This window comes from Clostridium sp. Marseille-Q7071 (assembly GCF_965112025.1).
The window spans coordinates 3,428,747-3,442,474 of the sequence record NZ_CBCOPR010000001.1 but is presented as its reverse complement, the minus strand read 5'-3'; the positions used below and the strand labels follow the sequence as shown (position 1 = coordinate 3,442,474).

General features: G+C 35.3%; 7 protein-coding genes, 2 tRNA genes and 2 rRNA genes. All 11 read left to right on the top strand.

The window, feature by feature from the left end; translation table 11 throughout:
* The first annotated feature begins 345 nt into the window (after positions 1–345).
* The 11 genes from pckA (at position 346) to ACWPW7_RS16270 (ending at position 13,441) form a co-directional block, all read left to right on the top strand.
* Complete coding sequence (pckA, locus tag ACWPW7_RS16320; protein WP_454054370.1) at positions 346–1,920, top strand: phosphoenolpyruvate carboxykinase (ATP); 1,575 nt, start codon at positions 346–348, stop codon at positions 1,918–1,920.
* A gap of 209 nt (positions 1,921–2,129) precedes the next feature.
* Positions 2,130–3,284, top strand: a complete 1,155-nt coding sequence (locus tag ACWPW7_RS16315; protein ID WP_454054369.1) for a transglutaminase domain-containing protein — start codon at positions 2,130–2,132, stop codon at positions 3,282–3,284.
* Positions 3,285–3,399: 115 nt separating this feature from the next.
* Positions 3,400–4,221: an undecaprenyl-diphosphate phosphatase gene (locus ACWPW7_RS16310; RefSeq protein WP_454054368.1), complete on the top strand. Its 822-nt coding sequence runs from the start codon at positions 3,400–3,402 to the stop codon at positions 4,219–4,221.
* 374 nt (positions 4,222–4,595) lie between these two features.
* Positions 4,596–5,375, top strand: a complete 780-nt coding sequence (locus tag ACWPW7_RS16305) for a serine hydrolase (RefSeq protein ID WP_454054367.1) — start codon at positions 4,596–4,598, stop codon at positions 5,373–5,375.
* 684 nt (positions 5,376–6,059) lie between these two features.
* Positions 6,060–6,308: a hypothetical protein gene (locus ACWPW7_RS16300; RefSeq protein WP_454054366.1), complete on the top strand. Its 249-nt coding sequence runs from the start codon at positions 6,060–6,062 to the stop codon at positions 6,306–6,308.
* A 57-nt stretch (positions 6,309–6,365) separates the two neighbouring features.
* Positions 6,366–7,301: a hypothetical protein gene (locus tag ACWPW7_RS16295; RefSeq protein ID WP_454054365.1), complete on the top strand. Its 936-nt coding sequence runs from the start codon at positions 6,366–6,368 to the stop codon at positions 7,299–7,301.
* A gap of 208 nt (positions 7,302–7,509) precedes the next feature.
* The gene (locus ACWPW7_RS16290; RefSeq protein ID WP_454054364.1) at positions 7,510–7,803 is read left to right on the top strand and encodes a serine hydrolase; all 294 of its coding nucleotides are present in this window, start codon (positions 7,510–7,512) and stop codon (positions 7,801–7,803) included.
* Positions 7,804–8,341: 538 nt separating this feature from the next.
* Positions 8,342–9,853: ribosomal RNA gene (locus ACWPW7_RS16285) — 16S ribosomal RNA — on the top strand.
* A gap of 85 nt (positions 9,854–9,938) precedes the next feature.
* Positions 9,939–10,014: transfer RNA gene (locus tag ACWPW7_RS16280), tRNA-Ala, on the top strand.
* A 6-nt stretch (positions 10,015–10,020) separates the two neighbouring features.
* Positions 10,021–10,097: transfer RNA gene (locus tag ACWPW7_RS16275), tRNA-Ile, on the top strand.
* 437 nt (positions 10,098–10,534) lie between these two features.
* A 23S ribosomal RNA gene (locus tag ACWPW7_RS16270) occupies positions 10,535–13,441 on the top strand.
* The 16S and 23S rRNA genes sit together here with 2 tRNA genes alongside, the layout of an rRNA operon.
* The last annotated feature ends 287 nt before the right edge of the window (positions 13,442–13,728 follow it).

Below are 13,728 nucleotides of genomic sequence, written 5' to 3'. Positions count from 1 at the left end.
TATTTTTTCTCTTTAGATAGTTTATTTTTACCATATATATAAAATGCTAAAAAAGTAAAAAAAATTGGTCATATTTATAAAGAATTTGTAAAATGTGCTATACTTTTTCTAAAAATATGATATACTAATTGTTGTTAGAAGGTAAATAAACACTATAATGAATACTATACTGCAATATGAATAAATATATATTAGAATATTAATATTTTTCTTGCATTTTTCAATTAATTGTGTTTATATAAACTTATAAAAGCTTATAAAAGCTTTATCAGTCTAATTTATAAGTTTAACATTAATTAATAATACTGATGTAATTTACTAAGAATGTTTTCGGGGGTAATAGGAATGAATTCTAACATTGTAGAAAATTTACAAATTAAAACATCAGAGAATGTTTACAGAAACTTAAGCGTTGCAAATTTAGTTGAATTTGCGGTGAAAAGAGAAGAAGGAACTTTAGCAGAAAGTGGAGCGTTAGTGGTTAATACTGGAAAGTATACAGGCAGATCTCCAAAAGATAGGTTTATTGTAAAGCAAGATAGCACAAAAGACTATATTAACTGGGGAGAAACTAACCGTTCAATTGAAGAGGATGTATTTAATAAACTTTATGAAAAGGTAACTAATTATTTATCAAATAAGGATTTATTTGTAGTAGATGGTTATGTAGGTGCTTTAGAAGAGTATAAAATGGAAATTCGTGTTGTAAATGAGTATGCATCAGAAGCATTAATGGCAACACAGTTGTTTAGAAGACCTACAGAAGAACAATTAAAAAATCATAATCCTCAATTTAGTGTAATTGTTGCACCAGGATTTAAAGCTAAAGGTGAAGAAGATGGAGTTAATTCAGAAGCTTTTGTTCTTATCAACTTTGATAAGAAAATAGTTTTAATTGGAGGAACTCAATATTCAGGAGAAATTAAAAAATCAATTTTCTCAATTATGAATTTTTTATTACCATTAAAAGGGGTTTTCCCAATGCACTGTTCAGCTAACATTGGAGAAAATGGCGATACAGCGGTATTCTTTGGATTGTCAGGGACAGGTAAAACAACACTATCTGCTGATCCAGACAGAAGGTTAATCGGTGATGATGAACATGGATGGTGTGATAAGGGTGTATTTAACTTTGAAGGTGGTTGCTATGCTAAGACAATAAAACTTGATAAGGAAAAAGAGGCACAGATATATAATGCGTTAAAATTTGGTTCATTACTTGAAAATGTAGTGCTAGATGAAAACAAAAGACCAAACTTTGATGATGACAGCTTAACAGAAAATACAAGAGGTGCTTATCCAGTAGAACATATAGATAATGCAGATTTAAGTGGATTTGGAAAACATCCAAATACAGTAATATTCTTAACAGCAGATGCTTTTGGTGTAATACCACCAATATCAAAATTATCTAAAGAAGCAGCTATGTATCATTTTATGTCTGGATATACAAGTAAATTAGCAGGTACTGAAAGAGGAATAACTTCCCCGAAGGCAACTTTCTCAGCTTGTTTTGGAGAACCGTTTATGCTTATGAATCCATCAGTATATGCTAAACTGTTAGGAGAAAAAATAACAAAATATAATACAGAAGTTTACCTTGTAAATACAGGATGGTCTGGCGGAGAGTATGGAGTAGGTAAGAGAATGAACTTAACTCATACTAGAGCAATGGTAAAAGCAGCATTAAATGGACAATTGAAAAATGTAGATTTTGAAGAGCATGAAATATTTAAAGTATTGGTACCAAAAGAAGTACCAAATGTACCAAGTGAAATATTAAATCCGAAAAATACCTGGACTAATAAAGAAGAATATGATATTAAAGCAAAAGAACTTGCAAAAAAATTCAACGATAACTTCCAAAAGTTTAAGGAAGTAAGTGATGATATTAAAAATGCAGGCCCAGTAGCGTTATAATATAATATAATATAATATAAAAGGAAAGTGTATATGCACTTTCCTTTTTACTTGTAACAAGGTGCATAAATCAATATTTTTTAAAGAATTACTTATAGAGTAGAAAAATTAACCAAAAAAAATAAATTTTTAGATATATTCACTTCAATATATTGTAGAAGTAGATTATAATGGTATATGTTAAAAAACAATGATTAGGGGTATGGGAAATGAAAAGACGTAATGGAATAAAAAAAATTATAATTGGATTATTAGTAATGGGAGGATTTTCAGCAGCTATAATTTTTAAGAATAATTTAGAATTAAATAAATATAATCATAAATATAAGGTTGAGATTGTAAAGTATGATAACTTTTATGAAGGAGATAATATTAAATTTTATTATTTAGATGGAAAAAATGATTATCAGCAGAAATTAAAAAATAAATATAGATATGATAAATTAGTTGCTAAGGGAGTAAGTGAAATAGATAAGGCTTTTGAAATGATTAAGTGGATAAATAGTAAAGCAGAATTTAATATAGATGCTATTGAAGTGGGGAAAAACACAGAAGAAATAATGAAGAAAATTGAAACTAATAAAACATTGTCTGATGATAATTATGCAACACTTTTGGAAGAGGGATTATCTACAATTAATATAAATGTAAGAAAAGGCAAGCTCTTCGCAAGTAATAATACAAAGGTTAAACCTAGACAAAATTATAAAGTAATTGAAGTATGGAGCAAGGTTCATGGTAAATGGGTAATGATAGATGGTGGTAATGGTTGCTATATGACCGATAAAGATATACCATTAAGTGCTGTTGAAATAATTGGAAAAGGTATTGAAAATGTTAATATTGTGGGATTAGAAAACGAAAAAGCTATCAAAAAATATAAAAAAAATATGAGTAAATATTTTAATAGCTATACTATAGAAATTGATAATAATAAATTTGATGAAATTAAAAGTAATTCTTATGTTACTTATGTCAAAAACAAAGAGGACGTTCAGTTAGAAAATAAAGAAGGATACATTGGGCCTACTATATTTGTGAATAAAAAAGATGTATTTCACATAAACCCAGAGGTAGTATACCATGATGAAAAGAATGATAAACTTCCAACAATTATATTATCTAAAAGAGATACAAAAGAAGATACAGAAGAGTTTATAGGTCTTACTGCAGGTATATTTAAAAATAGTGTTATGATAGAAAAATATTATATAAGTATTGATGGAGGAAATTTTGTAGAAGTAAATACTTATTACGATTTAGCTATAATGAATGGAGAAAATTCTATAAGGATATCTGAGGATGGAAAGACTCCAATTAGGGAAATAACAATTAGAAAGAATGCGGCATCTTCAAAAAAATAATAGATTAATATCTTTGGTTCATTACTTTCTTTCATATACCTAAATAGTTGAAATAAAAAAGTTATCATAGTACAATATACCCTCGAATAAAGTAAAATTGAAAGAGTGATGATTTATGAATTTAATATTACTATTAAAAGCAATTGTGATTGCTATTGTAGAGGGAATAACAGAATTTATTCCAGTATCCTCTACAGGACATATGATTATCGTTGGAGATCTAATAAATTTCAAGGGAAGTTTTGCCAATCTTTTTGAAGTTGTTATACAGTTAGGGGCGATACTTGCTATTTTAGTACTATATTGGGAAAAAATAATTTCCTCCATAAAAGGATTCTTTACAGGTAAGCCTTGGGGAGTAAAGTTTTGGATTAATATATTTGTAGCATGTATACCAGTAGGTATACTTGGATTTGCATTTGAAGATTTAATTGATAAGTATTTATTTAATTCATTGACTGTTGCTATAGGCTTATTAATAGGAGGAATATTAATGCTAATAGCAGAAAAAAATTTTAAAAAGTCTTTAAAAACTGTAGATATAGATGATATTACTACTAAGCAAGCTTTAAAAGTAGGAATATTTCAATGTTTAGCATTATGGCCTGGAATGTCACGATCTTCATCAACTATTATTGGTGGTTGGGTAAGTGGACTTTCTACAGTAGTGGCTACTGAATTTTCTTTTTTTCTAGCTATTCCAGCTATGGTAGGAGCTTCGGGAGTAAAATTAATTAAGTACGGGGGTAATCTTGCATTAGGAGAAATACTTACATTAACTGTAGGGTTTATAGTTGCATTTTTAGTATCTTTAGTAGTAGTCGATAGATTTATAAATTATCTAAAGAAAAAGCCAATGAAAGTATTTGCTGTATATAGAATTATGATTGCGTTATTTTTATTTGCACTAGTATTTATGAATATAATTTCAATATAGTAATAAAAGCACTTAGTTTTAAGTGCTTTTATTATTTTCAAGGAGATATTACGAGACATTAAGGAGATTATTTTAAGTATTTATATTAAATTATATCTATCATTTAATATAGATATAATTTTGAAATATTTTTTTATAGATTTATTTGATTAGTTACTTTTCTAAAATTTAAGGGAGAAAATTTAGATATTGTCAATTAAAAACTACTTTTCTTTAAAAATAGATATGATTTTATTTGTAAAATTTGCATTATATTTTAAATATACAATAAATTTAGAAAATAAACTCAATTAGTTGACATTAGAATATATAGAATATTATAATTAATGTAAGTTTATATGGTGTCTTAATGATGTGGTGCTTGGAGGGAATATATGAAAGAAATTAAACGTTATTTAGATAATAGGGACGGAATTTATAGTTTCTATTTTGAAGATTTAAAAAGCGGTTATACTTATGGATTAAATGAAAATGTGCAAATGACAGCAGCAGGATGCATAAAAGTACCAATTGCAGTGGCTTTAATGAAAGAAATTGAAAATAATAATTTTAACATTGATGATAAAGTTTCAATAACTAAAAATGATATGGTTAGTGGGAAATATAGTATAATTCATGAATTTTCAGAAAAAGAGTATACAATTAAAGAGTTGTTGATAGCAATGTTAATACAAAGTGATAATACAGCAGCTTGCAAGATAGTAAATTTAGTAGGAATGGATCGAATAAATGAGTTAATAAAAGATATGAAACTTTATTCTACAGAAGTTAGAAAGTATCCATCAGAAAATAAAATAGATGATAATAAAGAAAACGTTACTACTAGTCATGATCTTTCAAAATGTTTAAGACTTTTATCAAATAACAGCTATTTAAATGAAGAACATAGTAATCTTATATTAGAAACATTAAAGAAAAATCAAGTAAATACAGGAATACCATTTTATTTACCACATGAATTACAATCGGCTACAGCAAATAAAATAGGAACATTAAAATGTGTAGAGAATGACACTGCATTATTAAACTTACCAAAAGGAAATTTTGTTTTTACAGTTATGTCTAGCAATTTACCTAGCAATGTTTATGGTTTAACTACTATATCAAGAATAGGTAAAATGATGTTTGATATGGTTGATAAGGATTGGAATTAATACAATAAAAATAGTATAAGAAGATTTTCTTATACTATTTTTATTGTATATTGAAAACTACCTGATATGCAGGTGAGTTCTGAAAAGCTTTAGTGATAAAGCTTAAACTTGATAAGAATCCATACAAAAATAAAGAATATTTTCTAATAAAAAACAAAGAAGAAGATATACAAAGATGTTAGCATATAAGGAAACAGCTGCTTTTAAGTCTAGGCTGACAATAATGAAAGACTTGGGGGTTAAGAACCCGTGAGCCCTGTGAAGAGAAACTCGAAAGGGTTCTGACTTATCCGACAAGGTAGGATTAAATGAAGCAACTATAAAAAAATATATACAAAACTAAGAAAAGTAAGATCAAATGAAAGATAAGTTAAGTGTTAAAGAATATGAAGGCACTTTTAAGAATAGCAAGTATTAAAATTATCTATTAATGGATTGCAAAAGTGGCAATAGCAAAGTGGCTTTGAATTAAGTAAAAAGCCAGCGCCTTTAGACGCTAGCTAGAGAAAAGGGTCTTATAGCCTCAGACCAAGCCACAGTTTTATGGGTGGTTATGACTAAAAAATATATTACAGAAGGACTTATAGCGCATATTGCATGAAGTCCTTTTTGTACTTAGTTAGTAAAGGATTTTAAATTTGCCAATGGTAAAGTATCAGAGAGGGATCTATTTATAAATATAATTTGGCAAATAATATAGAAGTTATAAGCAGCATTAGAGTTGATGAGATTAATATAGTTAATATTGAGTCATATATGAAGGATGCTCAAAAGGATTTTCAACGTAGAGGACAAGCTAAGTTTGAAGCATATCTATATGATAACATAATGCTATTTACTGAAAATATATGTAAAAAATGTATTTATGAAATAAATGCTATAATGGGAAAGTGTCTAATGGGTGATTTTGAAGAGTTGTTTGTTGAAATATGAATTTTAATGGTATATGTTAATTAACTTTAAAACTATAAAATAAAGGGAGGATTAACAATGGATAAAAATACAATTAAAAATATAGCAATATTAATTATGTTTTTAATATGTAGTAGCAGAATAGTATATGCAGTAGAATTAATTGATAATAAATTAGGAAATGAAGAAGTAAAGAAAATTAGTAAAGAATATTCACAAGAATGGACGAGGTTTCTAGATATTATTGAAAATGATAATATAACTTATGAAGATAAGTCAAAGGCTATTATGGGTTTACTTAGAAGTTGTGATGGACAAGGTGGACCTAAGATTTATTCCTCAAAGGTTAATACTATATTAGCCCCTGAACTTCCAAAGGGTTATGATGAAGCTAAATTATTTCAAGTATTAAAAGATCAAAGTAGTATTATTAAAAATACAAATCCTATTGAAGTGGCTGAATTTATAAAAAGCTGGAGTTCTGGGAATGGCGAAAAACCTAGAAGGTTTAATGATGATATAAGCAATTACTTAGAGGGATTATTTAAAGCTATTAATAGAAATTTTCCAGATACTAGATTGAATCTTATTGATTTATTTCATGGACATATGGTAATAGACGAAAGTTACAGTAATGGAGATATATTAATAATTTTTCATAGTAAAGAATATCCTAGTAACTTAGAAAAACAAAAAGCAGATATTGCAATTAAAGAAGATCCTAAATTACAGCTATTTGATACTAAAAATGGAGTATATAAAAAGAGAAATTATATATGGTCATTACGTAAAAATAAAATTTGGAGAATAGATACAAGTGAAGATAGTGGTTTTTGTAATTTAGTAAAATCTCCTATATATGATTTTTGCCCAGAAGAAGTAATGGAAGCTAATGCTGCACAGGAGTCTTATTTAGGTAAAACAATATGCGATATAAATTATTTTATTGATTATAAGGGAGTTGAAGTTAAACCATTTGTAACACAAGGAGCGGGAACTCCTCAGTTTCCTTAAAATATATAGAGTAATGAGTTAGAAGACTGGCAAGTTATTATTGGTGGTCTTTTGGATGTTTAAGATTGCTTAATAAAATTAGGTATGTTTTAGCATAATGTTGATAATATGACAATTTTTAAGGAAAGTCAATCGTGACCTCCATTACACTCCATATTTTAAATCTGTTTTTAATAATGTAAATACAAGTTCATTATGTTTTTAAATTTTGTCGAATAAAAGTTATTTAAATGAAGAACATAGTAATCTTATATTAGAAACATTAAAGAAAAATCAAGTAAATACAGGGATACCATTTTATTTACCACATGAATTACAATCGACTACAGCAAATAAAATAGAAACTTTAAAATGTGTAGAGAATGACACTGCATTATTAAACTTATCAAAAGGAAATTTTGTTTTTACAGTTATGTCTAGCAATTTACCTAGTAATGTTTATGGTTTAACTACTATATCAAGAATAGGTAAAATGATGTTTAATATGGTTGATAAGGATTAGAATTAATATAATAAAAAATTATAACCCATCTTAAGCAATTATTGAAAATTAAATTATATAGGAATAAATCAAAAGTATTTTTATAAACATATAATAAAAAAGCAAAATAGTATATTAAAATATCAACAACCTAATCTGGTGTATCAATGTAAGAAATATAAAGAAATATAAAGAAAAAATGAAAAAAAACAATTTATTTGTTGCTAAATATAGCAATATATTAACAAAGATGTATATTTATTTGGTAGAATAGTTTTTGTCGCTAGGGAGCACATGAGACAGTCTTAGTGATAAATTAAAACTTTTTAAATACAGTAAATTTAACTGATAAATAAATTTACTGTTGACAAGAAAGTAAAATGTTGATAAAATAGTAAGAGTCGTCAGGTGATGACGGTAAAAATTACTAAATAATTTGGTCTTTGAAAATTAAACAGAGAAATAGGTAAAACCAGTTAATTCATTGAGTTTCGAAAGAAACTTAAAATGACTATTAATAGTCAGCAAACTTTACTTGAGCAATCAAGATACAAACTTTTAAATTGAGAGTTTGATCCTGGCTCAGGACGAACGCTGGCGGCGTGCCTAACACATGCAAGTCGAGCGATGAAGCTCCTTCGGGAGTGGATTAGCGGCGGACGGGTGAGTAACACGTGGGTAACCTGCCTCATAGAGGGGAATAGCCTCCCGAAAGGGAGATTAATACCGCATAACGTATGAAGGTCGCATGACTTTTATACCAAAGGAGCAATCCGCTATGAGATGGACCCGCGGCGCATTAGCTAGTTGGTGAGGTAAAGGCTCACCAAGGCGACGATGCGTAGCCGACCTGAGAGGGTGATCGGCCACATTGGAACTGAGACACGGTCCAGACTCCTACGGGAGGCAGCAGTGGGGAATATTGCGCAATGGGGGAAACCCTGACGCAGCAACGCCGCGTGAATGAAGAAGGCCTTAGGGTTGTAAAGTTCTGTCATATGGGAAGATAATGACGGTACCATATGAGGAAGCCACGGCTAACTACGTGCCAGCAGCCGCGGTAATACGTAGGTGGCAAGCGTTGTCCGGATTTACTGGGCGTAAAGGATGCGTAGGCGGACATTTAAGTCAGATGTGAAATACCCGAGCTCAACTTGGGTGCTGCATTTGAAACTGGGTGTCTAGAGTGCAGGAGAGGAAAGCGGAATTCCTAGTGTAGCGGTGAAATGCGTAGAGATTAGGAAGAACACCAGTGGCGAAGGCGGCTTTCTGGACTGTAACTGACGCTGAGGCATGAAAGCGTGGGGAGCAAACAGGATTAGATACCCTGGTAGTCCACGCCGTAAACGATGAATACTAGGTGTAGGAGGTATCGACCCCTTCTGTGCCGCAGTTAACACAATAAGTATTCCGCCTGGGGAGTACGATCGCAAGATTAAAACTCAAAGGAATTGACGGGGGCCCGCACAAGCAGCGGAGCATGTGGTTTAATTCGAAGCAACGCGAAGAACCTTACCTAGACTTGACATCCCCTGAATTACCTGTAATGAGGGAAGCCCTTCGGGGCAGGGAGACAGGTGGTGCATGGTTGTCGTCAGCTCGTGTCGTGAGATGTTGGGTTAAGTCCCGCAACGAGCGCAACCCTTATCATTAGTTGCTACCATTAAGTTGAGCACTCTAGTGAGACTGCCCGGGTTAACCGGGAGGAAGGTGGGGATGACGTCAAATCATCATGCCCCTTATGTCTAGGGCTACACACGTGCTACAATGGTTGGTACAACAAGATGCAAGACCGCGAGGTGGAGCTAAACTTAAAAAACCAATCCCAGTTCGGATTGTAGGCTGAAACTCGCCTACATGAAGCCGGAGTTGCTAGTAATCGCGAATCAGCATGTCGCGGTGAATACGTTCCCGGGCCTTGTACACACCGCCCGTCACACCATGAGAGCTGGTAACACCCGAAGTCCGTGAGGTAACCGTAAGGAGCCAGCGGCCGAAGGTGGGATTAGTGATTGGGGTGAAGTCGTAACAAGGTAGCCGTAGGAGAACCTGCGGCTGGATCACCTCCTTTCTAGGGAGTCGACGTAGTTGGTAACTCTTCTACGAACACTGGTACTATCTCTGTTTAATTTTGAAAGACCAAAAGTCTTTAATATGGGGGTATAGCTCAGTTGGGAGAGCACCTGCCTTGCACGCAGGGGGTCAAGAGTTCGAATCTCTTTATCTCCACCACATTGTGGGTCTATAGCTCAGCTGGTTAGAGCGCACGCCTGATAAGCGTGAGGTCGATGGTTCGAGTCCATTTAGACCCACCATTAATTTAAAATTGTTCTTTGAAAATTGCACAGTGAAAATATTTGTTTAAATATCCTTTTAAATTAAAAGATAAATAAACAATTTCGTCAAGACAAACGAAAATAAGTTTAAAAACTAAAGTTTTTGAACTCTATTTATGCGAATTTGTATAGGACACTTTTGTAAAGTTAATAAAATTTTTTATTACTTTATAAAAAACAATAGAAACGAGTAGTACAAGGAAACGAATGAACGAGGGGCAGAGCTTACTTAGGTAAGTGAGCACCACAGTGATTGAAGTTGACGCAGTAATACGAAGTTTATATTGCTTTTGAAAAAGTTGATAGAAACGAGCAATACTAGGAAGCGAATGACGAGGAGCGGAGTTTACTTATGTAAATGAGCACCACAGCGAGCGAAGCTGACGACGTAGTACGAAGTTTATATCAAGTTTTTAGGTCAAGCTACAAAGGGCGCAGGGTGAATGCCTTGGCACTAGGAGCCGAAGAAGGACGCGATAAGCTGCGATAAGCTTTGGGTAGACGCAAATAGTCTGTGATCCAAAGATTTCCGAATGGGGGAACCCACATGGCTACGCCATGTACTATATGCTGAATACATAGGTATATAGAGGTAAACCCGGGGAACTGAAACATCTAAGTACCCGGAGGAAGAGAAAGAAAAATCGATTTCCTAAGTAGCGGCGAGCGAAAGGGAAAGAGCCCAAACCTAAGCCTTTGGCTTGGGGGTTGAGGACAGAACATAAAAGAGGTGGCTATTGTAACTGAAGATAGCTGGAAAGCTACTCCGTAGAAGGTAATAGACCTGTAAGTGAAACGAGAAGACCTTAAGTTCTGATCCAGAGTACCACGAGACACGTGAAACCTTGTGGGAAGCAGGGAGGACCACCTCCCAAGGCTAAATACTACCTAGTGACCGATAGTGGAGAAGTACCGTGAGGGAAAGGTGAAAAGAACCCCGGGAGGGGAGTGAAATAGAACCTGAAACCCTGTGCCTACAACCGATCGAAGCACTTTATATGTGTGACGATGTGCTTTTTGTAGAACGAGCCAACGAGTTACGATATGTAGCGAGGTTAAGTACTTAAGGTACGGAGCCGAAGGGAAACCGAGTCTGAATAGGGCGCAAAGTTGCATGTCGTAGACCCGAAACCGGGTGACCTATCCATGGCCAGGTTGAAGCGAGAGTAAAATCTCGTGGAGGACCGAACCACGTTGGTGTTGAAAAACCATGGGATGAGCTGTGGATAGCGGAGAAATTCCAATCGAACTCGGAGATAGCTGGTTCTCCTCGAAATAGCTTTAGGGCTAGCGTCGATTAATTAAGTAATGGAGGTAGAGCACTGAATAGGCTAGGGGGCATATCGCTTACCGAACCTTATCAAACTCCGAATGCCATATACTTGTATTTCGGCAGTCAGACTGCGAATGATAAGATCCGTAGTCAAAAGGGAAACAGCCCAGACCATCAGCTAAGGTCCCAAAGTGTAAGTTAAGTGGTAAAGGATGTGGGATTTCTAAGACAACTAGGATGTTGGCTTAGAAGCAGCCACTCATTCAAAGAGTGCGTAATAGCTCACTAGTCAAGAGATCCTGCGCCGAAGATGTCCGGGGCTAAAACTTACCACCGAAGCTATGGGTGTACACTATGTGTACGCGGTAGAGGAGCTTTCTGCATTGGCTGAAGTCGTACCGAAAGGAGCGGTGGACGATGCAGAAGTGAGAATGTTGGCATAAGTAGCGAGAGACAGGTGAGAATCCTGTCGGTCGAAAACCTAAGGTTTCCTGAGGAAGGCTCGTCCGCTCAGGGTTAGTCGGGACCTAAGCCGAGGCCGAAAGGCGTAGGTGATGGACAACAGGTTGATATTCCTGTACCACTAGCAGACGTTATTACAAATGGGGTGACGCAGGAGGATAAGATGTGCTAGCTATTGGATGCTAGTCTAAGCGTTTAGGTATGTAGGATAGGCAAATCCACCTACATTAGCTGAGGCGTGATGGGGAAACCCTTTAAGGGTGAAGTATCTGATTCCACGCTGCCAAGAAAAGCCTCTATGGAGGAAGTTAGTGCCCGTACCGCAAACCGACACAGGTAGGTGAGGAGAGAATCCTAAGACCATCGGAAGAATTGCTGTTAAGGAACTCGGCAAATTGACCCCGTAACTTCGGGAGAAGGGGTGCCTACGCAAGTAGGCCGCAGAGAATAGGCCCAAGCAACTGTTTAGCAAAAACACAGGTCTCTGCTAAAGCGAAAGCTGATGTATAGGGGCTGACGCCTGCCCGGTGCTGGAAGGTTAAGGGGATTGCTTAGTGCAAACGAAGGCATGAACTTAAGCCCCAGTAAACGGCGGCCGTAACTATAACGGTCCTAAGGTAGCGAAATTCCTTGTCGGGTAAGTTCCGACCCGCACGAATGGCGTAATGATTTGGGCACTGTCTCAACAGCAAATCCGGCGAAATTGTAGTGCAAGTGAAGATGCTTGCTACCCGCGATTGGACGGAAAGACCCCGTAGAGCTTTACTGCAATTTAGCATTGAGTTTCGGTACTATCTGTACAGGATAGGTGGGAGACTTGGAAGCAAGGGCGTCAGCCTTTGTGGAGTCATCCTTGGGATACCACCCTGATAGTACTGGAATTCTAACCGGAGGCCTTGAATCAGGTCACGGGACATTGTTAGGTGGGCAGTTTGACTGGGGCGGTCGCCTCCAAAAAAGTAACGGAGGCGCCCAAAGGTTCCCTCAGAACGGTCGGAAATCGTTCGAAGAGTGCAAAGGCAGAAGGGAGCCTGACTGCGACACAGACAAGTGGAGCAGGGACGAAAGTCGGGCTTAGTGATCCGGTGGTTCCTCGTGGGAGGGCCATCGCTCAACGGATAAAAGCTACCTCGGGGATAACAGGCTGATCTCCCCCAAGAGTCCACATCGACGGGGAGGTTTGGCACCTCGATGTCGGCTCGTCGCATCCTGGGGCTGAAGTAGGTCCCAAGGGTTGGGCTGTTCGCCCATTAAAGCGGCACGCGAGCTGGGTTCAGAACGTCGTGAGACAGTTCGGTCCCTATCCGTCGCGGGCGTAGGAAATTTGAAGGGAGCTGTCCTTAGTACGAGAGGACCGGGATGGACAGACCTCTGGTGCACCAGTTGTCACGCCAGTGGCACAGCTGGGTAGCTATGTCTGGAAGGGATAAACGCTGAAAGCATCTAAGCGTGAAGCCCCCCCTAAGATGAGATTTCCCATAACATAAGTTAGTAAGACTCCTGGAAGAACACCAGGTTGATAGGTGAGAGGTGTAAGCATGGCAACATGTTCAGCTGACTCATACTAATAAGTCGAGGGCTTGACCTAATTAATTTCACTGTGCAATTTTCAGAGAATAATTAATTTCTCTAAAAATTAATAGAAGCAAGTAGTACAAGGAAACGAAGGAGCGAGGAACAGATTTTACTAAGGTAAATGAGTACCGCAGTGACTGAAGTTGACTCAGTAATACGAAGCTTATATGAAATTTTCAAAAAATTAATAGAAACGAGCAGTACAAGGAAATGAAGGAATGAAGAGCGGAGTTTACTAAAGTAAATGAGCACTGGAGTGACTGAAATTGACGAAGTAATGCGAAGCTTATATGAATTTTT

Coding starts and splice junctions, on each gene's coding strand:
- ACWPW7_RS16305 (WP_454054367.1), top strand. CDS start 4,596: ATGAAAGAAATTAAACGTTATTTAGATAATAGGGACGGAATTTATAGT.
- ACWPW7_RS16295 (WP_454054365.1), top strand. CDS start 6,366: ATGGATAAAAATACAATTAAAAATATAGCAATATTAATTATGTTTTTA.
- pckA (WP_454054370.1), top strand. CDS start 346: ATGAATTCTAACATTGTAGAAAATTTACAAATTAAAACATCAGAGAAT.
- ACWPW7_RS16315 (WP_454054369.1), top strand. CDS start 2,130: ATGAAAAGACGTAATGGAATAAAAAAAATTATAATTGGATTATTAGTA.
- ACWPW7_RS16310 (WP_454054368.1), top strand. CDS start 3,400: ATGAATTTAATATTACTATTAAAAGCAATTGTGATTGCTATTGTAGAG.